Origin of the sequence: Aquimarina megaterium XH134 (assembly GCF_000520975.1) — a bacterium.
In the GTDB taxonomy this organism is placed as follows: Bacteria; Bacteroidota; Bacteroidia; order Flavobacteriales; family Flavobacteriaceae; genus Aquimarina; species Aquimarina megaterium.
This window is the reverse complement of sequence record NZ_JACB01000031.1, coordinates 219,277-244,533: the sequence shown is the minus strand read 5'-3', so window position 1 is coordinate 244,533 and position 25,257 is coordinate 219,277. Positions and strand designations below refer to the sequence as shown.

At 32.5% G+C, this 25,257-nt stretch carries 24 protein-coding genes and 3 tRNA genes; 13 read left to right on the top strand and 14 right to left on the bottom strand.

The genetic code is table 11. The features are described from left to right. Positions 1–36: 36 nt before the first annotated feature. The 3 genes from Z053_RS0116610 to Z053_RS0116600 form a co-directional block, all read right to left on the bottom strand. Positions 37–705, bottom strand: coding sequence for a hypothetical protein (locus tag Z053_RS0116610; protein ID WP_035096315.1), 669 nt, complete (start codon positions 703–705; stop codon positions 37–39). A 150-nt stretch (positions 706–855) separates the two neighbouring features. Next, positions 856–1,536 carry a hypothetical protein gene (locus tag Z053_RS0116605; protein ID WP_025666115.1) on the bottom strand — a complete coding sequence of 227 codons (681 nt, stop codon included), beginning with the start codon at positions 1,534–1,536 and terminating at the stop codon, positions 856–858. 424 nt (positions 1,537–1,960) lie between these two features. After that, on the bottom strand, positions 1,961–2,656 hold the full coding sequence (locus tag Z053_RS0116600; RefSeq protein WP_025666114.1) for a hypothetical protein: 696 nt from the start codon (positions 2,654–2,656) through the stop codon (positions 1,961–1,963). Between the two features lie 155 nt (positions 2,657–2,811). On the opposite strand from Z053_RS0116600, the gene Z053_RS0116595 reads away from it, so the two are divergent. Both Z053_RS0116595 and Z053_RS0116590 read left to right on the top strand, forming a co-directional pair. Then, positions 2,812–5,796, top strand: a complete 2,985-nt coding sequence (locus Z053_RS0116595) for an amidohydrolase family protein (RefSeq protein ID WP_025666113.1) — start codon at positions 2,812–2,814, stop codon at positions 5,794–5,796. 87 nt (positions 5,797–5,883) lie between these two features. After that, positions 5,884–7,176, top strand: a complete 1,293-nt coding sequence (locus tag Z053_RS0116590) for an amidohydrolase family protein (RefSeq protein ID WP_025666112.1) — start codon at positions 5,884–5,886, stop codon at positions 7,174–7,176. Between the two features lie 126 nt (positions 7,177–7,302). On the opposite strand, the gene Z053_RS0116585 is transcribed toward Z053_RS0116590, so the two are convergent. The 3 genes from Z053_RS0116585 to Z053_RS0116575 form a co-directional block, all read right to left on the bottom strand. Then, positions 7,303–7,980 (bottom strand): tetratricopeptide repeat protein, encoded by a 678-nt coding sequence (locus tag Z053_RS0116585; RefSeq protein WP_160170113.1) that lies wholly within the window; start codon positions 7,978–7,980, stop codon positions 7,303–7,305. Positions 7,981–8,192: 212 nt separating this feature from the next. Beyond that, the gene (locus Z053_RS0116580) at positions 8,193–9,005 is read right to left on the bottom strand and encodes a DUF6503 family protein (RefSeq protein WP_152538324.1); all 813 of its coding nucleotides are present in this window, start codon (positions 9,003–9,005) and stop codon (positions 8,193–8,195) included. 68 nt (positions 9,006–9,073) lie between these two features. Then, positions 9,074–10,063 (bottom strand): DKNYY domain-containing protein, encoded by a 990-nt coding sequence (locus tag Z053_RS0116575; protein ID WP_035096313.1) that lies wholly within the window; start codon positions 10,061–10,063, stop codon positions 9,074–9,076. Between the two features lie 225 nt (positions 10,064–10,288). Here Z053_RS0116575 and Z053_RS0116570 point away from each other — a divergent pair, with 225 nt between their 5' ends. Beyond that, on the top strand, positions 10,289–10,498 hold the full coding sequence (locus Z053_RS0116570; RefSeq protein ID WP_025666108.1) for a hypothetical protein: 210 nt from the start codon (positions 10,289–10,291) through the stop codon (positions 10,496–10,498). A gap of 323 nt (positions 10,499–10,821) precedes the next feature. On the opposite strand, the gene Z053_RS0116565 is transcribed toward Z053_RS0116570, so the two are convergent. The 6 genes from Z053_RS0116565 to tgt all read right to left on the bottom strand — a co-directional run bounded on the left by Z053_RS0116565 (position 10,822) and on the right by tgt (position 17,965). Further along, positions 10,822–12,060: a hypothetical protein gene (locus Z053_RS0116565; protein WP_051476079.1), complete on the bottom strand. Its 1,239-nt coding sequence runs from the start codon at positions 12,058–12,060 to the stop codon at positions 10,822–10,824. A 61-nt stretch (positions 12,061–12,121) separates the two neighbouring features. Further along, positions 12,122–13,669, bottom strand: coding sequence for a replicative DNA helicase (gene dnaB, locus Z053_RS0116560; RefSeq protein WP_025666106.1), 1,548 nt, complete (start codon positions 13,667–13,669; stop codon positions 12,122–12,124). 169 nt (positions 13,670–13,838) lie between these two features. Further along, on the bottom strand, positions 13,839–14,792 hold the full coding sequence (locus Z053_RS0116555) for an acetyl-CoA carboxylase carboxyltransferase subunit alpha (RefSeq protein ID WP_025666105.1): 954 nt from the start codon (positions 14,790–14,792) through the stop codon (positions 13,839–13,841). 51 nt (positions 14,793–14,843) lie between these two features. Next, positions 14,844–15,776, bottom strand: coding sequence for a DMT family transporter (locus Z053_RS0116550; protein WP_025666104.1), 933 nt, complete (start codon positions 15,774–15,776; stop codon positions 14,844–14,846). Then, entirely contained in the window at positions 15,763–16,833 is a 1,071-nt protein-coding gene (locus Z053_RS0116545; protein ID WP_025666103.1) for an LptF/LptG family permease, read from the bottom strand. The genes Z053_RS0116550 and Z053_RS0116545 overlap by 14 nt, the downstream gene beginning before the upstream one ends. A 1-nt stretch (position 16,834) precedes the next feature. After that, a complete protein-coding gene (gene tgt / locus Z053_RS0116540; protein WP_025666102.1) occupies positions 16,835–17,965 on the bottom strand; it encodes a tRNA guanosine(34) transglycosylase Tgt in 1,131 nt (376 codons plus the stop codon). 176 nt (positions 17,966–18,141) lie between these two features. Between tgt and Z053_RS0116535 the strand changes: the two genes are divergently transcribed. The 4 genes from Z053_RS0116535 to Z053_RS0116520 all read left to right on the top strand — a co-directional run bounded on the left by Z053_RS0116535 (position 18,142) and on the right by Z053_RS0116520 (position 21,573). Further along, positions 18,142–18,987 (top strand): transketolase, encoded by an 846-nt coding sequence (locus Z053_RS0116535; protein WP_025666101.1) that lies wholly within the window; start codon positions 18,142–18,144, stop codon positions 18,985–18,987. Positions 18,988–18,997: 10 nt separating this feature from the next. Further along, the gene (locus tag Z053_RS0116530; protein WP_025666100.1) at positions 18,998–19,702 is read left to right on the top strand and encodes a hypothetical protein; all 705 of its coding nucleotides are present in this window, start codon (positions 18,998–19,000) and stop codon (positions 19,700–19,702) included. Next, complete coding sequence (locus Z053_RS0116525) at positions 19,699–20,652, top strand: transketolase family protein (RefSeq protein ID WP_025666099.1); 954 nt, start codon at positions 19,699–19,701, stop codon at positions 20,650–20,652. The genes Z053_RS0116530 and Z053_RS0116525 overlap by 4 nt, the downstream gene beginning before the upstream one ends. A 336-nt stretch (positions 20,653–20,988) precedes the next feature. Next, positions 20,989–21,573 carry a porin family protein gene (locus Z053_RS0116520; RefSeq protein WP_025666098.1) on the top strand — a complete coding sequence of 195 codons (585 nt, stop codon included), beginning with the start codon at positions 20,989–20,991 and terminating at the stop codon, positions 21,571–21,573. Positions 21,574–21,623: 50 nt separating this feature from the next. On the opposite strand, the gene Z053_RS0116515 is transcribed toward Z053_RS0116520, so the two are convergent. Continuing rightward, entirely contained in the window at positions 21,624–22,598 is a 975-nt protein-coding gene (locus tag Z053_RS0116515; RefSeq protein ID WP_025666097.1) for an FKBP-type peptidyl-prolyl cis-trans isomerase, read from the bottom strand. Between the two features lie 90 nt (positions 22,599–22,688). On the opposite strand from Z053_RS0116515, the gene Z053_RS0116510 reads away from it, so the two are divergent. From Z053_RS0116510 to Z053_RS0116500, 3 genes are all read left to right on the top strand, one after another. Beyond that, the gene (locus Z053_RS0116510; protein ID WP_025666096.1) at positions 22,689–23,078 is read left to right on the top strand and encodes an RNA-binding S4 domain-containing protein; all 390 of its coding nucleotides are present in this window, start codon (positions 22,689–22,691) and stop codon (positions 23,076–23,078) included. After that, on the top strand, positions 23,075–23,659 hold the full coding sequence (locus tag Z053_RS0116505; protein WP_025666095.1) for a methyltransferase domain-containing protein: 585 nt from the start codon (positions 23,075–23,077) through the stop codon (positions 23,657–23,659). Before Z053_RS0116510 ends, Z053_RS0116505 begins: the two co-directional genes overlap by 4 nt. Before the next feature lie 88 nt (positions 23,660–23,747). Next, positions 23,748–24,248, top strand: a complete 501-nt coding sequence (locus tag Z053_RS0116500) for a phosphoribosyltransferase family protein (protein WP_025666094.1) — start codon at positions 23,748–23,750, stop codon at positions 24,246–24,248. Here the strand turns inward: Z053_RS0116500 and Z053_RS0116495 are convergent. Beyond that, complete coding sequence (locus Z053_RS0116495) at positions 24,240–24,761, bottom strand: shikimate kinase (RefSeq protein ID WP_025666093.1); 522 nt, start codon at positions 24,759–24,761, stop codon at positions 24,240–24,242. The two genes, Z053_RS0116500 and Z053_RS0116495, sit on opposite strands and share 9 nt — an antisense overlap. 135 nt (positions 24,762–24,896) lie before the next feature. On the opposite strand from Z053_RS0116495, the gene Z053_RS0116490 reads away from it, so the two are divergent. The 3 genes from Z053_RS0116490 (at position 24,897) to Z053_RS0116480 (ending at position 25,256) form a co-directional block, all read left to right on the top strand. Next, positions 24,897–24,969, top strand: a tRNA-Lys gene (locus Z053_RS0116490). Between the two features lie 66 nt (positions 24,970–25,035). After that, a tRNA-Lys gene (locus Z053_RS0116485) sits at positions 25,036–25,108 on the top strand. A 64-nt stretch (positions 25,109–25,172) separates the two neighbouring features. Then, positions 25,173–25,256, top strand: a tRNA-Leu gene (locus Z053_RS0116480). The last annotated feature ends 1 nt before the right edge of the window (position 25,257 follow it).

The window sequence follows — 25,257 nt, the reverse complement described above, 5'->3', positions numbered from 1 at the left end:
ATTAGTTAATTATTATAAGACCAAATTATAGAGCAACTATAAAGTATTATAATACCCCACAATTCTAATTAGATCACTTTCTTTTTTATAATTAAGCTTTTTTGAGGAAACATACTTTTCGATTTCGTTCTTTTTATCTTCCAAAGCTTTCAATATATCTTTCTGTTTTAATCTGATCTTAAGTAAATCTCCTCCTGCTTTCAATATGAAATAACTACGTTTTTCTATAAATTTATCATTCGTTGTTTGTTCATAAGCATCAACTGCATTTTGACCTTGCTTTATCTTCTTTTCTACCTTCATAACCAAAGAGTTCTTCCCTTCTTTTAAAAAGACAAAAAACTGCTTTGTCCCTTCATAATCTAACATCTTATACACATATCCTTCATCCAAAACAACCCGAATATTCTCTTTTTTCAGAATATTGAATATTTCTGTAACTTCAATTTCATCATTTAAAGTATTATATCGAACATAGGCTCTACGCATTTTTTTTCCGTTTACATATACTGAAGCAAGTTTATTTTCATTTTCATAATACTGATGCCCCTGAACACTGTACTTTGGAGGTTTCTTAACAACTACACGAGTCCCATAAGCGCTCATATTTGTTGTTTCTTCAGCTTCAGCAACCGAACCAGTTTTAGCTTGTCCAACAACCAAGCAATTTTGCAACAATAAAAGCACTAAAAACAATTTTTTCATTCTCTTTAATTTAAATTTTTCCTTAGTAAAGAAACGATTTATATACATAATATCTCCTCACATTATTAAAAATACTATTTAACGATCTAATATATTACAAGTTAATTTTCAATTCGGATAAAATGAAATAGATAAGTCAAATTATTAAAGTTATATAGAATTATAATAGTTAATAATCTTAATCAGGTCTTTTTCCTTCTTAAAACTTAGTTTTTTTGAAGAAGCAAACTTTTCAAGTTCTTCTTTTTTATCTAAAACTTTGAGTATATCTTTTTTCTTAAGCTTTACTTTTTTAACCTCTCCCACTTCATTATTAATTATGAAATATTTATTATTCTCAACATATTTTGAAGGTGTACTGGCATCATAACTGGTTACTGCTTCTTTTCCTTGTTTTACTTTTTTCAATGCTTTCATGCCTAAAGAAAATGGTCCTTTATTATATACAATAAAAAATTGCCTATCTCCTTCATATTCAAATAGTTTATAACTATACTTTTTAAGAGCAACTTCTAAGTTCTCTACTTTTAGCATATTAAATCTTTTATTATCATCTACATATTCTAGTTCTCCATTAAAAGCATTATATCTAACTAAGCATTGACGTACTTGTTTTTTATTCACATAAATTGTTGCTATTTCATTATTCTCTTCAAAATACTGGTGCCCTTTAATAGTTGTGTTACGAGCTTTTTGTTGTACTATAATTGTTGAGCTAAAAGGCCCTATCGCTGTATTACCACCAGGATCCGAGGCTCCTCCTCCAATGGTTTCCTGCCCAATCATTACAGTATTACTTACGATTAAAAAAAGAATAAAAAGGTTTTTCATTATTATAAATTTTTCTTGTTAATATTTTCGTAAATTTCTAAAAATCCATAAATATACTAGTACAAGTAATGTTAAAACAATCTTAATTAACAACATTTCTTATATCAACCTTAGTTTTACATCTGATTCAATTTATGATACACTACACTTATAAAAAAACTTCTATTATCACTTGCGGTGATATACAGAATTTTAATTCTCACTCTCAGGATTATTTCTCAAAAAAATAATAGGCTAGGTTACCACAACAAATTCTAAGTATGCTATATTAAAAACGTGAAGATTTACATCTATATATGATACCGTAATCAAATTGGGATTTCTGATGTATTTATTCTGTCTCTGCTGGAAGTTAAAAATGGAAAGAATAGTAGATAATCACATTTTTATCTTGAAATTAGTGCTAGACAAGACTCTAATAGTACTACAATGTATTGTAGTAATCTATAATTTTAATTAAATCTGCTTCTTTTTTAAACTTCAATTTCTTTGAAGAGGCAAATTTTTCAAGTTCTTCTTTTTTATCTTTCAAAACGGCAAGAATGCTATTCTTTTTTAGTCTTACTTTCTTTAAATCACCCGAATTGTTTTTTATAAAATAAGAATAATCTCTATAAAAAGCCGGGGGCCTATATTTCTCAAAACCCGATTGAGGTTTTTTGGCATCTTCAATTTTTTTTCTTGCTTTTAATACTAATGAAGTTTCTTTGTCCTTATTAAAAATAACAAAATATTCTTCCACTCCTTTTTTATTTAATAATATCCCATATTCATAGTCTTTCAAAACCACTCGGATTTTATTTTCTTTAGAAAGCACAAATTTTTTATCATTTTCTACAACTTCAATTTGATCGTGATAAGCATCATAACGAACAGCGTATTTATGAATCATCCTATCATCAACATAAATTTCTGCTATTTTATAGTCCTCTATATAATATTTATGTCCTTTTATTGATTTTTCGATATAGCTGTTTCCAGTAGGGCTACTATACACATTAAGTACTTTTGTAGTATCGTATGTTAAGTTATTACTAGAATTAAAGTCATTATTTATATTGGTTTGACCAATCATCAAAGTAGTACCAATCCATAAAAAAAGAATAAAAAAACTTTTCATTATTATACATTCTATTGTGAATCAACACAGTTATAATTCTAAAAATACAAATTTAATAGGGTAATAGCTAATGTTAAAACAATCTTAATTAATAACCTCTTTTTATTTCAACCATTATCTTTAAATCTGATTCAATTTACTTTTACACTACATTTATGAAAAAACTTCTATTATCACTTACGGTGATATGCGGAATTTTAAATTCTTACTCTCAGGATTATTTCCCAAAAAATGATGGGGTTAATACAACAAATTCTAATTATACCGTATTTAAAAATGCAACGATTCACACAACACCTGATACCGAAATCAAAAACGGAACTCTGGTTATCCAAAAGGGTAAGGTTGTTCAGGTAGGGAATGCTATTACAGCACCTGCGAATAGTGTGATAATTGACCTAAAGGGGAAACATATTTATGCTTCTTTTATTGATCTGTTTACCAATTTTGGTATCGAAAAGCCTAAACGAAAAGGAGGAAGTCCTTTTCGTGGTAATCCTCAATACGAAGCTTCCCGAGAAGGGTACTACTGGAACGATCACATTCGTCCCGAAACAAATGCCTTAACATCATTTAAATATGATGCAAAAAAAGCGACAGAATATGTAAAAGAAGGGTTCGGAGTGCTTAATACACATATGCCAGATGGTATTGTAAGAGGAACAGGGCTATTAGTAGTTCTAAATAATGAAGGTACAGAAGGAGATCGACTATTAAGTGATCGATCATCACAATTCTTATCTTTTTCTAAAAGCAATAAAAGTAAACAAATATACCCCACTTCATTAATGGGGGCTATGGCACTTCTAAGACAAATGTATCACGATGCCGACTGGTACGCTGGTGGTAATGCCACTAACAAAGATCTATCACTAGAAGCCTTAAACAGAAATAAAAACCTTCCTCAAATTTTTGAAGCCGGAAGTCGAATAAATGGGTTTAGAGCTGATAAGGTTGGGGACCAATTTAAGACACAATATATACTTGTTGGCGGTGGAGATGAATATGCCAGAATCGACAAAGTAAAAGCTACCAATGCCAAGTATATCATTCCTCTGGATTTTCCTGAAGCCTATGATGTTTCAGATCCTTTTATGGCTAACTTGGTAAGCCTAGGAGATATGAGGCATTGGAACCAGGCCCCGACAAATCCTTCGGTATTATCAAAAAATGGGATTACCTTTTCTTTGACTACACATAAATTAAAAAAGATAGCAGATCTTAAAGAAAGAATCATAAAAGCTATTGAGTATGGTCTGGATAAAAAAACTGCCATTGCTGCTCTAACAACAGTACCTGCACAGATTTTAGGAAAGAGTAATCTTTTAGGAAGTATAAAAAAAGGAAGTTATGCCAACTTTATAATCACCAAAAGCGAATTATTTTCAAAAGACAATGTTATTTATGAAAACTGGGTACAAGGCCGTAAAAATATAGTGAATGATATGAATGTTACCGATATTAATGGTAACTATACACTAACCGTTGCCGGAAAGACCTATGATATGTCCATTTCTGGAAAACCTACAAAACCTAAAGCCGAAATAAAACTTGGTGAAACAAAATTAGGCACCAAAATAAACTATAAAAATGATTGGGTAACCATCACTTTTACTGATACAGATACAACTAAAACACAATATACAAGGATTGTATCTAGCATTGCTGACTCTCCTAATTTTTGGAGTGGTAAGGCTATTCTTCCTAATGGAGCGCAAACTTCTTTTTCTGTAAAAAAGAAACCTGAAGAGTCTTCAGAAAAAAAGGATAGAAAATCAACCGACAAAAAAGAAAAACCCAAAGTTCTTCCTGTTGTGTATCCTAATATAGCATATGGAAATTCTCAATTACCAAAGTCAGAGTCGTTACTATTTAAAAATGCCACAGTATGGACTAATGAAACCGACGGGATTTTAACAGAGACCGATGTATTAGTCAAAAATGGTAAAATCACTGCTATTGGTAAAAACCTTAATGATAGCAATGCCAAAATAATAGATGCTACAGGAAAACATCTTACTTCTGGTATTGTTGACGAGCATTCTCATATCGCCGCAGCAGCAATTAATGAAGCTGGACATAATTCTTCTGCCGAAGTAACTATCGAAGATGTCGTATCACCAGATGATATCGATATTTATAGAAACCTTGCTGGTGGTGTAACTTCAATTCAGATTCTTCACGGTTCTGCAAATCCTATCGGAGGGCGTTCTGCAATTATAAAATTAAAATGGGGAGAAAGTGCTCAAAATCTTATCTATCCTAATTCACCCAAATTTATCAAATTCGCATTAGGCGAGAATGTTAAACAAAGTAACTGGCAAAGTTTTAGCCGTTTCCCACAATCAAGAATGGGAGTCGAACAATTGTATATAGATTACTTTTCTCGTGCAAAAGAATATCATAAACGTAAAACCAGTGGTAAACCCTATCGCAAAGATACCGAAATGGAAACCCTGGCAGAGATAATAAACGGTCAACGTTATATCAGCTGTCATTCTTATGTACAAAGTGAGATCAATATGCTAATGAAAGTTGCCGAAAAATTTAATTTTAGAATTAACACTTTTACACATATCCTAGAAGGATATAAATTAGCAGATAAAATGGTAGCGCATGGTGTTGGAGGGTCTACCTTCTCTGATTGGTGGGCGTACAAATATGAAGTTAATGATGCGATTCCTTATAATGCTGCCATTATGCATAAACAAGGGGTCGTTACTGCAATTAATAGTGATGACGGAGAAATGTCTCGCCGTCTTAATCAAGAAGCTGCAAAATCGGTTAAGTACGGTGGTGTAAGCGAAGAAGATGCTTTGAAATTTGTAACTCTTAATCCTGCCAAACTTTTACATATCGATGACAAGGTAGGAAGCATTAAAATAGGTAAAGATGCAGATTTGGTATTGTGGACAGATCATCCACTATCGATATATGCCAAAGCAGAAAAAACTATAATCGAAGGAGCCGTTTATTTTGATCTTGAAAAAGACAAGGCTATGAGAAAATCTATTGCTTCAGAAAGAAACAAACTTTCTACTATGATGCTAAAAGCAAAAAATAGTGGTCTTAAAACGCAACCTGCCAAGAAAAAGGAAAAGCAGCAGTTCGAATGTGAAACTTTAGAAACTATTAATTAAAAAGATATGTACACAAAACTTGTCCAGAATCAATTCAAACAACATTTCGACAAGCTAGGTGTGACAAGAAAATTATATAAAATAGATATGAAAAAAATAGTATTCATAATAGCACTGTGTACCATTTTCTATGGAAAAGTAACAGCGCAGCAAACCCCGGCAAAAGTTCAGAACGAGGCAATAACGATTACTGGTGCTACAGCACATATTGGTAATGGAGAAGTTATTGAAAATAGCATTATCATTTTTGAAAAAGGAAAGATAACGGCAATAGGTACTAATGAGAGTGTCTCTGCAAAAGGAACCGTAATCGATGCTTCTGGCAAACATATTTATCCTGGTTTTATCGCTCCAAATTCTACATTAGGATTAGTAGAAATAGGTGCTGTTCGTGCAACAGATGACGATAGTGAAATTGGAAATTACAACCCACATATCCGAAGCATTATTGCCTACAATGCAGAGAGTAAAATTGTTGAAAGTATGCGCCCTAATGGTGTTTTAATAGCGCAGATTACTCCTCGTGGTGGTAGAATTTCGGGAACATCATCGATTGTACAATTAGATGCCTGGAACTGGGAAGATGCAACTATAAAAGTAGATGATGGTATCCATATTAATTGGCCAAGTTCCTTTACCAGGGGTCGTTGGTGGCTTGGTGAAGAACCAGGATATAAACCCAATAAAAAATATGTAGAACAAGTAACAGAATTAGTAGATTTTATTCATCAATCCAAAGCTTCTATTAAGTCAAATACAACAACAGGAAACCTTCCTCATCTTGCAATGAAAGGTATTTTTGATGGATCAAAGACTTTGTTTGTACATGTAAATACTGAAAAAGAAATTTTGGACGTACTTAGCTTTTCTAAACAAAATGATATCAAGAAAATAGTTTTGGTAGGTGCTTATGAAGCCTATAAAGTTGCAGCCCAGCTAAAACAAAACAATATTCCTGTGTTAACTACAAGAACACATTCTACTCCTCAACAAGAAGATGAAGATTATGATTTACCATATAAAAACGCAAAATTATTGATGGATGCGGGAGTATTGGTGGCATTACAGAATAGCGGCCAAATGGAGCGTGCTAATGCGCGAAATTTACCATTTCAGGCAGGAACTGTTGCTGCACATGGATTAGATAAAGAAAAGGCCTTACAGCTTATTACAGGTAATAGTGCTAAAATTCTAGGTATAGATAATAGCACCGGAACTCTTGAGGTTGGTAAAGATGCTACTTTATTTATAAGTATCGGTGATGCACTGGATATGCGTACAAATCAATTAGAGAAAGCTTTTATTCAAGGGCGTGACATTAGCTTAGAAAGCCATCAGACTAAGTTATGGAAACGGTATAGTGAAAAATATACTAAATAATAGTTTTAAATAATCCTTTAAAGAAGTAACGCCTTTTTAGTTAAAAAGGCGTTACTTCTTTAAAAAAACCTGTACCCGATATAGGCTAAAAATACAATTGCCATTAAGGTAATATTACTTTATAAATCAATTTGGGCAATATTCATCAATAATTGCTATCGATTCTATATCTCCTAATTTTACCAATTTTTTAATATCTTCACAGAAATCCGTATCTCCTTTAGCCAATTTTGCTCCTACTCTTGTTTTTAAAGCTTTTACATAGTCGGGAAAAATTAGTATTGCTTCAGTGGCGTAAAAAATTGCTTTGTCGTAGTTCTTTTTCTTATAATATATATCCCCCAAATTATTATATGCCATATATGAACCTTTGTTAATTTCTATACATTTTTCGTAATATAATATTGCATTATCGTAGTCTTTTTTATCACTATATAAATTACCAAATCGAAAGAAAGCAAGACTCCAATTTGGGTACAATTTTAGAGCTATATCCAAATCTTCTTTTGCAGCATCAAAATTTTTAAGTTTTGTATAAATCTGGGCTCTATCTAACCAAGCCATTTCAAAATCTGGTTTTAGTTCGATAACTTTTGAAAAATCATCTCTCGATCCTTCTAAATCATCTAATCTTTCTTTTACGGCTCCTCTAACATAATATGAAATCATTGTATTAGGGCTAAACTCAATTGATTTATCTAAATCCGATAGTGCTGATTTCCACTCATGTATTACTGCTTTATATCTACCTCTTTTAAAATAATGTTCGGCATCGGGCCATCTCTTGATAAAACGGGTTTCCATTTTAATTTGTTTTCTCACTGATTCCCAAGATGAAGTATCAGGTAATTTGGCAGTATTCAGAATTTCCTGTGCCTGAGCAAAATTATTTGTACAAAAAGTTAAAACTAAAGTTATCGTAATGAACTTGAAATGTAATGTCATATTCTCTTAATCTTATTTGATTTTTAAAACTTATTTTCAATTAAGTTTTCTGGCATTACAACATACATTATTTACAAAGTCTTACTTTCCTCAATAACAGGTTTTTTGAATAATGAACCAGAAACTTTTTTCTTATCTATTTTAGCATTTACAAAATTTATTTCGCTTTTAACCTCTCCTACTACACCATCTTTATACGCTCTCCATTTAAGAGTTGTAGGAAGTAATATTCCGTTTACATCATTCCAGGCTGCATATTCTATCAAGCTTATTTTTTCGCTAGATTCTTTACTAAAAAATGTAACCGTATATCCCAGAAATTTCATCTTCCCAGATACTTTATCATAATAAAGGAAATAATTGTCTTTGGGTGAATCCCCTACACCATCTCCATAAGATATTTTATAACCCGCATATGAAATGTCATCTATGTTAAGATCATCTACTTTTTGATATGAAATTCCATCATCACCCAAAACAAAAGGCATTGCATAAAAATAGAACATCAAATTATGGTAGAAACGAGGATTTCCCTTAAAATAAGTAGAATCCTGTTCTAACCAGGCTTCTTTACCATCAAACCCCAAAACAAATTTATCTGTTTCTACTCGTGCATAACGAGTTTTAAGATCGATAGTGTGTTTTTCGTTTCCTTCGGGTTTGGCAATCTCAAAAATCATACTATTCATTTGGTCAAAGGTGTTAATACCCCCATGAGCTCTAAAAACAGTAGCAATATCTTCGGGAAAATCTCCAGATCTATCTGGTATAACCTCTTCTTTTTGTTCTTCGCGAACCTTGATTTCTTTTTCTGGTTTTACTTCTTGCTTACAAGAAATGATAGTTACAATCAAAAGTAATACTGGGATAAGGTTTTTCATCATTAAGTTTTATAAATAAGTTAATTCTAGACAATGTAGTCGTAGTACTTAAATTACCTTACACTATTGTATTACCAGCTTTTTGATTTTTTTAAAATCTCTCCAGATTCATAAATATAATTTTTGTCTGAAAAAGTGTAGTTTCTACTATTATATTTAAAAGTTTTAGGATCTGCACCTTTAACAATTTCTCCAAGAAAAAAAACATGATTGATATCTTTTGTATATCCATATTCAACTTCTTCAAAGGTATCGGCATCTGCTTCTTTTAAGGGTGTTGTTTCATAATAGATCGTATCATCTATTTTGATTATTTTATTATTGTCAAAAAATGTTATTCTTTCAGCATTCTCAAAAGGAATACTAACTACTTCATCAACGCTTTCTCCATTTCTTCTACTAGTATGAAGGTATACATATTTATCATCACGAATACAATATTGATTTAATACAGTTACTTCTGATAGATTCGTTTCAATTTTACGCAAAGGCTCATGATATAAGTAATAGTACACCCCATTATTATCCTTACAAAATTCTTCATTAAGTATTTCAAAAGATGAATAGTCTAATTCTGTTAGCTTTTCATTATCTCTAAATATGTGATTCTTGTCTTTTGCAAAACTAAAATTTAACTGTACATATGTAGCCGGATCTGCATCTTCTAAAATTTTAAAACCTCCTCCATCTTCTAAATCATATCGGTCATACAAAATGTATACATGGTTTTTATCCATCGGTATATTGTAATCAAACTTAACAGTAAAAGAAGGAACATCAATATCAAAATCAAGAGGTTTTGCTTCATAATACACATGATTTTGATCTTTTGCATATGCTCTTCCCAAAACTTGAAAAGTATCAAAATCAACATTCATTTCGGTCTTACCTAATGAAAACCAATTCCCCATGGGACTGTGTATAATTTTATCACCATCTCGTGTATAAAAGTAAGATTCGGATTTCTCCTTATTTACTAATTCCCCAAATGGATTTAAAAAACGATACACTCCATAAATACCCAGTGTAATTAGTAATAGAAAAATCGCGACTAATATCATTAATACTTTTTTTATCATTTCATTTATGTGTGCTTCATCTTATCATGAATCAAAAAACAAAACTATAAAATATAGTATGTAAATTAACCCCTGTAAACCGTGATTAGGAACGCAATATTGCTATTAAGTTTTCTGCTTTTTCTTTTTTGTTGCTGGAAAGAGTACGTTCTTAAAAAAACAGTTTAATTTTAAATCAAATATTAACCATATTAAATAATATTTGAAATGAAAAATTCAATTATGGGAAAATTAAACCTAAATTTAGATTATCTTATTTCAAGAGAGGAATTAAAATTTATTAACGGTGGAACTGATTCTGATGCTGGAGATGGAGGTAGTAAAAGTTGCTATAGTGATGATGACTGCGAAGAAGGATGCATAGAATATTATCCCGATCGAAATTATGGGATATGTTCTGGTTGTTGTATTGCTTAAAATACTCTAACTAACTTTTAATAAAATCTCTACTTTATACAAAAGAAAATAACTTTAACACTCTAGTATAGAGTAGAGTAATATTTGATTAAATGTGAAAATTTTCGCAACCGTAAAAACTTTAAATTTATACTGAACAAAAAAACTCACATTCATTTCTGATTTTACCGACCTGATTATTCTCTAATTCTCTTAGGGTACATGTTTTTTGTTCAGATTAATTTTCTATTTCAACTTTTGTATTCTTCTTCCACAATTTTTATTTTTTTCCTTTTACTCTCATCTCATTATCTGACATCACTACATTTGTAATACCTTCAGAATCACGTCTTCTGTTTTTTCTTTTTCGCTGCAGGAAAGAGTACATTGTTTAAAATTAAACGATATCCTGGTGAGTTAGGATGTAGTTGGAGTTCTGTTTTTGGGTCTCCTACTAGATGTTGATAATCCTCTGGATCGTGTCCTCCATAAAACGTAAAGAACCCTTTTCCTTTAATTCCGTGTATATAACGAGCTTCCGAATTGGTTTTATTTTCGCCCAGCACTAATACATTAGACTTAATTTCATTAGGATTATATGCCGTAGTCTGTCCCATAAACCCTTTAACCAAAGCTGTATGGTTTTGGCAAAGCATAGTTGGAATAGGATCCCATTTTGCAGAGAAATCCATCAATGTAAAATAATCTGTTGTTTTGGGAATACGACGACTTCTGGTCATATCGATTGAAGAAAACTCATATACATTAGGGTTACGTTCTAATGTAAAGTTTTTAAACGCAAAAGTCTTATTATAATCTATTTTAGATTGATATCCTGGTTCACTTGGGTCTCCATCAAACATAGGTTCACAAATATCAACTCCTTCTGCAGCTAAGGCAATCTCAAAACTATCAGTAGCACTACACATAGCAAACATAAACCCACCACCAACAACATAGTCTCGTATTTTTAAAACAACTGCTAGTTTCTCTTGCGAAACTTTTGAATATCCAAGTTCATTGGCAAACTTTTCTGCTGCAGCCTTTTCTCTAATATACCATGGAGTAGCTCTATAACGATTATAAAACTTACCATATTGTCCTGTAAAATCTTCGTGATGCAAATGCAACCAATCATATAAGATCAGGTTATCTTCAAGAACTTCTTTATCATAAATGGTTTTGTAAGGAATTTCTGCAAATGTTAATACCATTGTAACCGCATCATCCCAAGGTTGATTTCCTTTAGGAGAATATACTGCTATTTTTGGTGCTTTTTCTAACACTACGGCTTCCATATTTTGTGAAGGACTACTAATCTCTTCTAAAATCTCATTAGTTTCTGCATCACTAAGTACCTCATATGAAACACCTCTAATAGTACATTCTTTTCTAATAAATTCTGTATCTGGTAATAAAAAAGATCCTCCTCTATAGTTTAACAGCCATTTTACTTTTAGATCTTTACTTAACGTCCAGTATGTAATCCCATAGGCTTTCAGGTGATTTTGCTGGCCATCTGCATCCATCGGAATTAACACATAAGATGCATAAGATTGAAATGCAAATAAAAAAACCAACATAACTACACCAGAACGAAACCGTTTTTGGTGTAGTAAGAAAGATTTCAATCTCTGTAGTATTTTAGAAAGGTACTTCATCGTCATCATCGCTAGAGTCATTTATGCTACTCCCAAAGGCTTCATCTGCGCTAGGAAGATGACTTGTACTAAGTGGTTCATCTTCATTACCATCATTCATTTTAGAATGAAATTCAAAAGGAGTACTAAAATCATCTAAGTTATCAAATTTACCTAAGTGACCAATAAATTTTAACCTAATATTTTCTAAACCACCATTACGATGCTTTGCAACTATGAATTCTCCTTGCCCTTGAGTAGGTGATCTTTCTTCATCATCCCACTCATCAATCTTATAGTATTCTGGTCTATAAATAAAAGATACAATATCAGCATCCTGTTCTATTGCTCCAGATTCACGAAGATCACTAAGTAGCGGTCTTTTGCTTCCTCCACGAGTTTCTACAGCCCTTGATAGCTGCGATAGGGCTATTACTGGTACATTTAATTCTTTTGCCAAAGCTTTCAGGTTACGAGAAATTGTAGAAATCTCTTGTTCCCTATTTCCATTTTTCCCGCTACCTCCTGCTGTCATTAACTGCAAATAATCAATAACAATCATTCTTATACCGTGCTGAGATGAAAGACGACGTGCTTTTGCTCTAAGGTCGAAAATTGAAAGAGATGGAGTATCATCGATAAACAATGGTGCTTTTTCCAGATCTTTTACTTTTACATTAAGCTGTTCCCACTCGTGTTTTTCTAACTTACCGGTACGTAATTTTTCTGAAGAGAGACCGGTTTCAGAAGATATTAAACGTGTAATAAGCTGTACCGAAGACATCTCTAATGAGAAGAATGCTACAGGAATATTCTGTCCTACAGCCATATTTCTGGCCATAGAAAGGGTTAATGCTGTTTTTCCCATACCCGGACGGGCAGCCACAATGATTAAATCACTTGGCTGCCAACCCGAAGTTAATTTGTCTAGCTTATCAAAACCAGACGGGATTCCACTTAATCCTTCTTTGTTTGAAATTTCCTGTATTTTTTTCTTTGCCTGTATAACCAGATTTTGTGCAGTCTCTGTAGATCGTTTTATATTTCCTTGTGTTACCTCATACAATCTGGATTCTGCCATATCGAGAAGGTCAAAAACGTCTGTAGTCTCGTCGTAAGATTCTTCAATAATTTCATTCGAAATTTTAATCAAGCTTCGCTGTATATATTTCTGAAGAATTATTCTGGCATGAAACTCTATATGCGCTGAGGAGGCCACTTTTTGGGTTAATTGTACCAAATAATAATCCCCTCCTGCTAATTCTAATCTCGAATCCTTCTTTAATTGGCTAGAAACCGTTAATAAGTCTATTGGCTCAGAGTTTTCGAATAGCTTGTATATTGCTTCAAAGATGTATTGATGTGCTTCTTTATAAAAAACATCGGGATTTAGTATATCTATAATTTCATCGACCCCTTTCTTATCAATCATCATTGCCCCAAGCACAACTTCCTCTAAATCAAGTGCTTGAGGAGGTATTTTCCCTTTTTCAAGCGAAATTACGTTCCCCCGATCGTAATTTATTTGCTTAGCTTGCTGTACTTTTTCCATGACTACGAATGTAAAAAAATTGTAAAAAGATGTACCTAAATACAAAGATACGAATGTCCACTAGTCTTCAACAAATGAACTGTTAATAACTTAAATTTATTGTTAATAAGCATAAAAAAATCTGAAGCTTACAACTTCAGATTCAGGTAGTAAGTGATTCCTTTAGGGGTTAGTCTTTAAAGACTCCCATATTTGCATATTTTTCCATTCGCTTTTCAACCAATTCTTCTGGTGATAAGTTTTTTAATTCTTCAAAAGATGCTAATATTTTATCCCGTACTGTTTTAAAGGTTGTTTCTCGATCACTATGTGCACCACCAAGTGGTTCTTTAACGATTTCATCAACCACCTTAAGTTTAACACTATCTTTGGCTGTAAGCTTTAATGCTTCTGCAGCTTGTTCTTTCTGATCCCAGCTTCTCCATAAAATAGAAGAGCAATTTTCTGGAGAAATTACAGAGTACCATGCGTTTTCGAGCATCAATACTTTATTTCCCACTCCTATTCCTAATGCTCCTCCACTGGCTCCTTCTCCTATAATCACTACAATAACTGGTACTTTAAGACGAGTCATTTCTAGTATATTACGAGCAATTGCTTCTCCTTGGCCACGTTCTTCTGCTTCTAATCCAGGATAAGCACCAGGAGTATCAATAAAAGTAACCACCGGAATATTAAATTTTTCTGCACTTTTCATTAAGCGTAGTGCTTTACGATACCCTTCTGGGTTTGCCATTCCAAAATTACGGTATTGTCGGGTCTTGGTATTGTATCCTTTTTGTTGACCAACAAACATAAAACTCTGGTCTCCAATTTTTCCTAAACCACCAATCATGGCCTTATCATCCTTTACATTTCGATCACCATGTAGTTCTAAAAAGGATTCACCACAGATGGCATCTATATAATCTAATGTATATGGCCTAGAAGGGTGCCTTGACAGCTGAACTCGTTGCCATGGCGTAAGGTTTTTATATATTTCTTTTTTAGTTTCTTTTAGCTTTTTTTCAATTTGCTTACACGTATCAGTAACATCAACTTCGCTCTCTTCACCGATAGCGCAAGCCTTCTCAAATTGTTCTTCGAGTTCCTTAATGGGGAGTTCAAATTCTAAATATTCCATATCAAGAATATATTTTATATTAACTAGGGTTAGCCGACAAATATAAAAACTTTACTTCGTAATGTTATGCAAAGTTCCCTCTCTTTTTCTTTTTTTAGCATTTTTAAATATTCCATTTAAAACAACTGTACCCAGAATAATCGCCGCACCGTAGTAGAATTGGGGATTCATCTTTTCTGCTTCTCCAAAAATTAAAAACGCTAATAGTATCCCATATACAGGTTCTAAGTTCGTTGTTAACATTACTGTATACGGAGTTAAATATTTCATTACCTGTACAGAACCTATAAAAGCATAAGCTGTACACACCGACGCTAATAACAACATAAACATCCAATCCGAGGTTGATAATTGAAAAAACGAAACTGTAAATCCTTCGGTTGTTGTACCAAATATTGTTATTGCTAATAAATATATAGTTACAACCCCCACACCACTTAATAATTCATAAAAAGAAATTACCGACGGGTTGTATTGCTGTGCTACTTTTCCATTTATTAAAGAAAAAACCGAAGATAAAAAAGCAGAACACAATGCATAAACAATGCCTATAAAGTAATCTCCTTCAACTTTAAAAATAATATACAATCCTGTAATGACTAAAAGTCCGAAAAGAATTTCATACCATATTACCTTTCTTTTATAAAAAATAGGTTCTAAAATTGAAGTAAAGAAAGCTCCTGTAGACAACATCGATAGGGTTATAGATATATTAGAAACTTTGATTGCTGCAAAAAAAGTAATCCAGTGTAATGCTATGACAATTCCTGCTAAAAAAAGTGTGAAAAATAATTTTCTAGAAACCGCTAATGGTAATTTTTTGAAATAAATGTATACATAAATAAACATCGAAGCCAAAAGCATTCTATACCAAACTAGTGGTAGTGCTTCGATAGATATCAATTCTCCAAGAATAGCTGTAAACCCCCATATAAATACTATAAAATGTAAATGAAGGTAATTAAAAAGTTTAGCGTTTGGCATTATATAAAAGATAAATGGCTAAGATTCCAAAAGATATATTAGGAAACCATACAGCAACAATTGGTGGAAAATCAGATTGATTGGCCAATGTACCTAATACTTTATCAAAAAAGATAAAAACAAATGCTAATGAAATACCAACAGCCAGATTAACTCCCATCCCTCCTCTTCTTTTCATAGAAGAAACGGCTACACCAATAATGGTAAGAATAAATGCAGATACTGGTATACTCCACCTTTTATAAGCTACAACTTTATATCTATTGATATCAGATGACCCTCTTTTACTTTCTTTTTCGATAAACTTACTTAATTCTGTATAATTAAGAGTTTCTGCCACATACGTAACCGGGGTAAATTCATCAATATTAAAAGGTAAGACAGTATCCTTAGTTTTAGCTTTTTCGATAATATCCTTATTTTCTAATACAGTTCGTTTTACATAATCTCTCAATTCATAAATACTGTCTTTAAATACAATTCTCCTTGCAGATATTTTTGTCTTTAATCTATTACCGTCAAAATATTCTATTGTAAAATTAGTAGCAGATTTCTCTAAAGGTTTAAAGTTATTGGCATATAAAAACATACTATCATTAAGTTGTCGATATACGTTTTTAGTTTCCTGTACTTTTTTACCTTTTTTAAGGTAAGAATATTTAAATTCATTAAACCCTTGGCTAGCTTTCGGAGCCAAAAATAACCCCATAGCTAATGCGCCGAAACAAATAATAATCGCGCCTATCATATAGGGTCTAAGAAATCTCCAGAATGAAACTCCGGAGCTTAAAAAAGCTATAATTTCTGTTTTATTAGCAAGCTTAGAAGTAAACCAAATTACAGATAAGAATACAAAGAGAGGAAATAGTAAATTGGCAAAATAAACGGTAAAGTCAAGGTAATATCCTACAACAGCATCAAGAGGAACCTGATGTTCTAGCATATTATCAATTTTTTCTGAAAGATCTACTATTATTCCTATAGGTATAAAAAGCAGAATCATTGTAAAAAATGTCCCCAGATATCTTTTAAGTATGTACCAGTCTAGTATTTTCAATCTATAATCTTTTATCCATTTGTTTAACCATCATGTTTTTCCAGGAATTAAAATCACCGGCTAAGATATGTTTTCTCGCTTCGCGAACCAACCACAAATAAAAACCTAAATTATGTATTGTTGCTATTTGTTTTCCTAATAATTCATTTACCGAAAAAAGATGTCTTAAATACGCCTTAGAATACTCGGTATCTACAAAAGTGATAGCCATTTCATCTATTGGTGAAAAATCATCTTCCCATTTCTTATTTTTTATATTAATAGTTCCATGTGCTGTAAACAACATCCCATTACGTGCATTACGTGTAGGCATTACACAATCAAACATATCTACACCAAGGGCAATATTTTCTAAAATATTAATAGGTGTTCCAACCCCCATTAAATATCTTGGTTTATCTTCTGGCAAAATATCTGTTACTACTTCTGTCATTGCATACATTTCTTCTGCCGGTTCTCCTACAGATAATCCTCCAATTGCATTACCAACAGCTCCAGCATTTGCAATATATTCTGCCGATTGTTTTCTAAGATCCTTATATGTACTTCCTTGCACTATTGGGAAAAAAGCCTGATCATATCCATATTTAACAGGAATTTTTTCTAAATGTTGCATACAACGGTCTAACCACCTATGAGTCATATGCATACTTCTTTTCGCATATCGATAATCACAAGGATAAGGTGTACACTCATCAAATGCCATTATGATATCGGCACCAATAGTTCGTTGGATCTCCATCACATTCTCTGGAGTAAACACATGATATGATCCATCGATATGAGATTTAAACTTTACGCCTTCCTCTTTTATTTTACGATTAGCAGATAAAGAATATACTTGGTAACCTCCACTATCGGTAAGGATATTTCGGTCCCAGTTCATAAATTTATGTAACCCCCCAGCTTTTTCTAAAATAGGAGTTTGAGGTCTTAGATATAAATGGTAGGTATTTCCTAAAATAATATCGGGATTAATATCATTTTTCAATTCTCTTTGGTGTACTCCTTTTACGGTAGCAACTGTTCCTACCGGCATAAAAATCGGAGTTTCTATACTACCGTGATCTGTACTTATTTTTCCTGCTCTCGCTTTACTTAGAGAGTCTTTGGACAAAAGGTCAAATTGCATAATTCCTGTTTGGTGGAGCGCAAAGATAACTAACTAAAATCACATTGATCAATTTAGGTTTTCTAAAACTTTTTGTTATTAACATCAGTTTCTTAATTAAAAGCAGTCTATACATTTTGTCACCGTATACAAAACCTGTACTTTTGAAGCTTTATTATCAAGAAATCAGCAATATAATGCCAAAAACAAAACAATTAGAGGATTTTGCAACACAAGTACGTAGAGATATTTTACGACAAGTACACAAAGTAAATTCTGGTCATCCAGGAGGATCTTTGGGCTGTACAGAATTTTTTGTTGCCCTGTTTCAAGAAGTTTTAGATCGAAAAGATGATTTTGATATGGATGGTATCGATGAAGATATCTTTTTCTTATCTAATGGTCATATTTCGCCAGTCTATTATAGTGTATTAGCGCGAAGTGGGTATTTCCCTGTAGAAGAGTTAAACACGTTTAGGCTAATTAACAGTAGATTACAAGGACATCCAACAACTCATGAAGGGCTTCCTGGTATTCGTATTGCTTCTGGATCATTGGGACAAGGGATGTCTGTAGCCTTGGGTGCTGCACAAGCAAAAAAATTAAATAATGATTCTCACCTGGTATACAGTCTTCATGGTGATGGAGAGCTTCAGGAAGGACAAATTTGGGAAGCAGCTATGTATGCTTCCGGAAAAAAAGTAGATAATCTTATTGCTACCATAGATTATAATGGTAAACAAATAGATGGTGCTACCGATGATGTTCTTCCACTAGGAGATCTAAAAGCAAAATTTGAAGCTTTTGGCTGGGATGTTATGGAAATTAAGGAAGGTAACAATATTTCTGCAGTTATTGAAGGCTTAAAAGAAGCCAAAAGCAGAACTGGTAAAGGAAAACCTGTTTGTATACTAATGCATACTGTAATGGGTAATGGAGTCGATTTTATGATGCATACTCATGCATGGCATGGTAAAGCTCCTAACGATGAACAACTAGAAATTGGATTAGCACAAAATCCTGAAACTCTGGGAGATTATTAAAGATCATAAAATGAAAATAGTTAAACTAGCATTCTTTGTATTCTTTGTATTAACATCTGTTTCTTCCTTTAGTCAAAAAATAGTAATCGATTATTTTGTTGATTATGAAATTGAAACTAAAAATAAGAAAGATACTATCACTATAGGATTTAGTAAAAATGGTGATTATTTGTACACCGACTCTGATGCTTTGGTAAAAAGTTTTCAAAGATCAGTATTTAAAAGACGAAATACCGATATTAAAAATTCTGAAATGCATATTGTTTTTGATATCAAAAAACAGTTTGTCTATTTTCTAATGACTTTTGATAAAAATGAGTTCTTTATGAAAATGAATGTTAATGATTTTATCCCTTCTCCAAAAAATAAATCTCCATTTGATGGTATAACACAATTTATTTTTGAAAAAACGGAAGATAACATTCAAATTGAAAATAAAGATTACAACATTCACCAATTATATCCTGATAGTGAACCGGAAGAAAAAATTAAAATTGCTTATTCTAAAGAGATGAAATTTAACAATTCTATACTTTTGAATTCAATTTACAAAATGATGTCGGGTTCTAATACATCAGAAGATATTAAAATACCAAAAATGAATGGGGTTATATTATATCTTGCCAGTAAAAATAAAACTTTAATCAAGGCAGTAAAAACAGATAGTAATCCCAAAACTTTAGATATTAACTTTAGTTATAAAATAACAGAATGAAAAAATATATAGACACAGGAAAAAAAGATACTCGTTCTGGTTTTGGAGCCGGTTTAGAAGAATTAGGTAAAACTAATGAAAATGTAGTGGCATTATGTGCTGATTTGATCGGTTCTTTAAAAATGGATGCTTTTATTGCGAATCATCCAGAGCGTTTTTTCCAGATTGGTATTGCTGAAGCAAATATGATGGGAATTGCTGCAGGATTAACTATCGGCGGTAAAATTCCTTTTACAGGAACGTTTGCGAATTTCTCTACAGGACGTGTTTATGATCAAATTCGTCAATCTATAGCCTATAGTGATAAAAATGTGAAAATTTGTGCTTCGCATGCTGGTTTAACACTAGGAGAAGATGGAGCAACTCACCAAATTCTGGAAGATATTGGTCTTATGAAAATGCTACCAGGAATGACAGTAATCAATACATGTGATTACAATCAGACTAAAGCTGCCACCATAGCAATAGCAGATTACCAAGGTCCTGTTTATTTAAGATTTGGAAGACCAAAAGTTGCCAATTTCACACCAGAAGATCAAAACTTCGAAATCGGAAAAGCAGTATTATTACAAGAAGGAACCGATGTTACTATAGTTGCTACTGGCCATTTGGTATGGGAAGCTTTACAAGCAGCAGAGTCTTTACACGAACAAGGAATAAGTGCAGAAGTTATTAATATACATACTATAAAACCACTTGATGATGAAGCAATTCTAAATTCGGTAAAGAAAACCGGATGTATTGTTACTGCAGAAGAGCATAACTTTTTAGGAGGTTTAGGAGAAAGCGTTTCAAGAGTTTTAGCGCAGCACAATCCTGTCCCTCAAGAATTTATTGCTACAAATGATACTTTTGGAGAAAGCGGAACACCAGATCAGTTAATGGAAAAATATGGCTTAAACGCAGAAGCTATAAATAAAGCCGTGTTAAAAGTCGTAAAAAGAAAATAATAGTATTTTTAAAATATTAAGAAAACCTTCTGATTTATTTCAGAAGGTTTTTTGTTTCTACAAAAAATAAAAGATAAAGATATTCGTTCTTTATAGACTAGCCTTTATACCAAAATCACTCAAATTATTTATTAATCTTTAAATCTGGATTACATAATAGATAATCTATTACAGTTTGAAGTAGCTTCAAACCTTGATGATGTTACACTATATTTTTTGGTGTAGACGTAGTGAGCGCCTTGCAAAAACTAAAAAAACATTAGGTTGTATTGCTTTTTGAACCTTCGTAATAAAACTCTATTAGATAATCCTGGTTGAAGCAAAAATTATTTTATAATGAAAAATGTGTTTATTTTTTTTATGCTACTTACTTCTTGCGCCATACTTGCCCAGGAAAAAAGAGTAACTTTTGGAGTAAAAGGAGGGCTTAATTATGGAGATAATGGTAAAATTGAAATTACTGATGTTACAAGAACAACAGCAGATGATCGGGTTGGGTATCACCTAGGGGTGTTTTTAAGAGGAAAACTAACCGATAACATTTATCTCAAACCAGAATTACAATACACAGTAAACAATAGTTCCTACAAACTTGTAAATACAGAGCTCGATTACACGATAAAAAAGTTAGATTTACCCATTCTTTTAGGGGTTTCTGTTCTGGGACCAATACATGTTTTTGGAGGTCCGGCATTACAGTATATTGTCGAAACAGACCTGGAGGATGTACGACTTGGTGATGTTAAAAACGAGTTTACCGTTGGGTTACAATTTGGGGCAGGCGTACAATTTGGTAGATTTAATGCAGATATACGTTATGAGCGCGGACTTAGTAAAAATACAGCAAAATCAATAGACGAAAGTATACGAGTAGATTCTAGACCAAATCAACTCATTATAGGTCTTTCTCTAGACTTATAGGTTTAAAATTTGTTATAAAAAAACTCCGATTTTTCAATCGGAGTTTTTTTTTATTCGTTTTTTAAATCCCTATCATCGGCATCCAGATGATTTTTTATGCCATCACCATCATCATCATAAAATGTAATTTCATCCGGAGTAATAATTCCATCATTATTAGCATCATTAACCGTTATTTCATCTTTGGTTAGTGTACCATCTCTATCATCATCATTATCTACATAATCTGGAGCAGAATCTTTATCTGTATCATCATCTACATCCCTTAATAACAAACGATCCCCATCTATATCTTCTAAATAAGACGGCAAACCATCTCTATCATGATCAGCTTGATTTACCTTATACAATTGAATATTAAAAATTAAAGGAGAATATGCAGGGATACTTGGACGAGCTTCATTAAAATAAGCTAAACCAGAAGGCATAAACACAACCAAATTTCCTTGACCTGTATGCGTAACTGTACCATCACTATTCTCAACAAAGCTTGAGGCTCCTTTAAAATCTACCAATGATTCTCTAAAACCCTCTACAACAGATACCAAATCAAACCACACAGGATTTACAGCACTATCAAATATTTTATTAGAACTCTTTGGCTTATACAGCAATTCTCCCTGATACGTCACTAGAGTAGAATCTGCAAAAGTAGGTTGATGTGCACCCCCGCCTTGATTCAAATTTAGGATATACAACGTATATTCAACATCACTCCTTGTAATCTTTTTAGTTGTTAAAAGAGGAGAATCCAAAATTGATTGTTCTCCTATATTAGCATCAGCTATTGTATCTAACTTTGCAATCTGGTATTCTGCAGTGGCATCATTATTTACAAACACGTCTTCTAGAGTATAAAAATGTGTTCTTAAATAGTCCTGAAGCGCTGCATCATCGGTTATTTGTTGTTCTCCTCTATCTCTTGGAGGAACGGCAGTTGCACCACCATCATCATCATCTTTTTTACAAGCATATAAAACCACCAAAGCTAGCACAATGGCACAGCTATATTTTATTACATTCATGTATTTACTTTTTTGAAGGCGCAAGATACGATTTTCTTGTACTTTTGTTTCACAATTATTTAATATAAAAACGCATTTTAATTATTTTTTATGCGAGTTGACAAATATTTATGGTGTATTCGATACTTTAAAACTCGAAGTATTGCTACAAAAGCGTGTAAAGATGGTAAAATTCGTGTTAACGGAGATATCATCAAACCTTCTAGAGATATCTATCCTATGGATAAAATCACTGTTCGTAAAAATCAAATTAATTATGAACTTGTGGTACTCGATACACCCGATAGTCGAATTGGAGCTAAACTCGTCGACATCTATCGTAAAGACACCACTCCAAAGGAAGCGTTGCAAAAATTAGATCTTTTAAGATATTCTAAAGATTATTACCGAAAAAAAGGTACCGGAAGACCTACTAAAAAAGATCGAAGAGATATCGATAATTGGTATTCTGATGGTGAAGTAAATGATAGCGAAGAATGATCCCAGATAAAGAATATTGGAAATATCGCTATCAAAATAAACAAACGGGATGGGATATTGGTTTTGCGTCTCCTCCTATCATCAATTATTTTGATCAGTTAACCGATCGTGATCTTAAAATCCTTATTCCTGGTTGTGGTAATGCCTACGAAGCAGAATACTTATTTAATCAAGGGTTTAAAAACATTTATATATTAGATCTTGTTGAAGATGTATTACAAAGTTTTAAACGACGATTACCCGAGTTTCCTTCAGAAAAATTAATATGTGACGATTTTTTCGGTTATCAGAACAAATTTGATTTGATTATAGAACAAACTTTTTTTTGTGCATTACCGCCTAAACGACGCCAAGATTATATTAATAAGGCTTCAAGCCTTCTTTCTAAAAAAGGAAAACTTGTAGGGCTCCTATTTGATAAAGAATTTGAACATGATGGACCTCCTTTCGGAGGGAATAAAAAAGAGTATGAGCTCCTGTTTTCTCAATCTTTTACTATAAAAACATTAGAAAACTGTTATAATTCTATAGAACCACGCATAGGTAACGAACTCTTTTTTATATTTGAAAACCCATTATAAATTTTTATAAAACTCTATTTATAATTAAGAAAATCATTAGTAATAGTTTATTTATACCATTATAAATAGCAATCAACAATTCTGAAGTATGCAAACCGACAACAATATAATTCTTACTCACGAACAAATACAACACAAAATAAAACGTATTGCTTATCAGATTTATGAAACTAATGTTGATGAAAAAGAGATTGTAATTGCTGGGATAGCAGAAAACGGATATATATTTGCCCAACGGTTAAAAGTTATATTAGAAAGCATCTCTAATCTAAAAGTGACATTATGTGAGGTTACTATGAATAAAAAGTCCCCTCACAATACCGTTAAAACTTCAATAGAAGCGGCTGAGTATCAAAACAAGCCTATAATTCTTGCAGATGATGTACTTAATTCGGGCACTGCTCTTATTTATGGTGTAAAACACTTTCTTGATGTTCCTCTTACCAGGTTTAAAACTGCGGTTTTGGTTAATCGAAATCATAAGAAATACCCAATTAAGGCTGATTTTAAAGGAATTTCTTTATCTACCTCTTTACATGAACATATCATTGTTAAGTTTGGGGATGAGGATCTCGCTATTCTAAAATAAAAAGGTTTTAATTTCTTTACTTATTTGATCCTCACTTTTTTGATCAGTGATTACTTTGTAATCAGCTTGATTATAGTAAAACGATCGCTCAAACAAATGTTTACGAACAAAATCTTTAAGTTCGTTTGATGTAGTAATATGAGAAATCAATGGTCGTTTATCTTTTTCTACAAATAACCTTTTTGTTAATTCATCTAATGAAGTTTGTAGATATATACTTTTTGCATTTTCATTATTCGTTATAGTTTCCAGATTACCCGCAAAACAAGGTGTACCTCCTCCTAGAGAAATAATGGTGTTTTTATAAGTCTCTAACACCTCTTTAAGGTATAAAGATTCTTTTTTTCTAAAATATATTTCGCCCTGATCGTCAAAAATCTTTCTAATTGATTTTTTTTCTTGATTTTCTATAAAATCATCCAAATCCAGATAATTCAATTTCATTTTAGCAGCCAAATCCCTGCCTACCAGGGATTTTCCGCTTCCCATGTACCCCATTAAAACTATATTCATACTATAAAAATTAAATAGATATTGCTCAAAAAAAACATCATTTTAAATAAAACGCAAATTTATATGAATTTCTTCTTGAAAAATAAATTAATGATAGTATATTTGCACCCGCATTCAAGGAAAAAAAGAATGTATGACCGGGTAGCTCAGTTGGTAGAGCATCTCCCTTTTAAGGAGAGGGTCCTGGGTTCGAGCCCCAGCCCGGTCACAGTAAATAAATAGTAAATTATTATTTATTCAGTTCTTAAAAATATTTGATAATAAAATTATCAATGACCTGGTAGCTCAGTTGGTAGAGCATCTCCCTTTTAAGGAGAGGGTCCTGGGTTCGAGCCCCAGCCCGGTCACTAAAAAGTATCGTAATCTTTACGATACTTTTTTAGTTTTATGTTATATTGTAGTATGCATACTGCCCAGGTGCTGGAACTGGTAGACAGGCATGGTTGAGGGCCATGTGTCCATTAGGGCGTGCGGGTTCGACTCCCGCTCTGGGCAC

Excerpts from the sequence above, each read along its gene's own strand:
- Z053_RS0116610 (WP_035096315.1), bottom strand. The coding sequence starts at position 705 with ATGAAAAAATTGTTTTTAGTGCTTTTATTGTTGCAAAATTGCTTGGTT.
- Z053_RS0116605 (WP_025666115.1), bottom strand. The coding sequence starts at position 1,536 with ATGAAAAACCTTTTTATTCTTTTTTTAATCGTAAGTAATACTGTAATG.
- Z053_RS0116600 (WP_025666114.1), bottom strand. The coding sequence starts at position 2,656 with ATGAAAAGTTTTTTTATTCTTTTTTTATGGATTGGTACTACTTTGATG.
- Z053_RS0116595 (WP_025666113.1), top strand. The coding sequence starts at position 2,812 with ATGAAAAAACTTCTATTATCACTTACGGTGATATGCGGAATTTTAAAT.
- Z053_RS0116590 (WP_025666112.1), top strand. The coding sequence starts at position 5,884 with ATGAAAAAAATAGTATTCATAATAGCACTGTGTACCATTTTCTATGGA.
- Z053_RS0116585 (WP_160170113.1), bottom strand. The coding sequence starts at position 7,980 with ATGGAAACCCGTTTTATCAAGAGATGGCCCGATGCCGAACATTATTTT.
- Z053_RS0116580 (WP_152538324.1), bottom strand. The coding sequence starts at position 9,005 with ATGATGAAAAACCTTATCCCAGTATTACTTTTGATTGTAACTATCATT.
- Z053_RS0116575 (WP_035096313.1), bottom strand. The coding sequence starts at position 10,063 with ATGATATTAGTCGCGATTTTTCTATTACTAATTACACTGGGTATTTAT.
- Z053_RS0116570 (WP_025666108.1), top strand. The coding sequence starts at position 10,289 with ATGAAAAATTCAATTATGGGAAAATTAAACCTAAATTTAGATTATCTT.
- Z053_RS0116565 (WP_051476079.1), bottom strand. The coding sequence starts at position 12,060 with ATGTTGGTTTTTTTATTTGCATTTCAATCTTATGCATCTTATGTGTTA.
- dnaB (WP_025666106.1), bottom strand. The coding sequence starts at position 13,669 with ATGGAAAAAGTACAGCAAGCTAAGCAAATAAATTACGATCGGGGGAAC.
- Z053_RS0116555 (WP_025666105.1), bottom strand. The coding sequence starts at position 14,792 with ATGGAATATTTAGAATTTGAACTCCCCATTAAGGAACTCGAAGAACAA.
- Z053_RS0116550 (WP_025666104.1), bottom strand. The coding sequence starts at position 15,776 with ATGCCAAACGCTAAACTTTTTAATTACCTTCATTTACATTTTATAGTA.
- tgt (WP_025666102.1), bottom strand. The coding sequence starts at position 17,965 with ATGCAATTTGACCTTTTGTCCAAAGACTCTCTAAGTAAAGCGAGAGCA.
- Z053_RS0116535 (WP_025666101.1), top strand. The coding sequence starts at position 18,142 with ATGCCAAAAACAAAACAATTAGAGGATTTTGCAACACAAGTACGTAGA.
- Z053_RS0116530 (WP_025666100.1), top strand. The coding sequence starts at position 18,998 with ATGAAAATAGTTAAACTAGCATTCTTTGTATTCTTTGTATTAACATCT.
- Z053_RS0116525 (WP_025666099.1), top strand. The coding sequence starts at position 19,699 with ATGAAAAAATATATAGACACAGGAAAAAAAGATACTCGTTCTGGTTTT.
- Z053_RS0116520 (WP_025666098.1), top strand. The coding sequence starts at position 20,989 with ATGAAAAATGTGTTTATTTTTTTTATGCTACTTACTTCTTGCGCCATA.
- Z053_RS0116515 (WP_025666097.1), bottom strand. The coding sequence starts at position 22,598 with ATGAATGTAATAAAATATAGCTGTGCCATTGTGCTAGCTTTGGTGGTT.
- Z053_RS0116510 (WP_025666096.1), top strand. The coding sequence starts at position 22,689 with ATGCGAGTTGACAAATATTTATGGTGTATTCGATACTTTAAAACTCGA.
- Z053_RS0116505 (WP_025666095.1), top strand. The coding sequence starts at position 23,075 with ATGATCCCAGATAAAGAATATTGGAAATATCGCTATCAAAATAAACAA.
- Z053_RS0116500 (WP_025666094.1), top strand. The coding sequence starts at position 23,748 with ATGCAAACCGACAACAATATAATTCTTACTCACGAACAAATACAACAC.
- Z053_RS0116495 (WP_025666093.1), bottom strand. The coding sequence starts at position 24,761 with ATGAATATAGTTTTAATGGGGTACATGGGAAGCGGAAAATCCCTGGTA.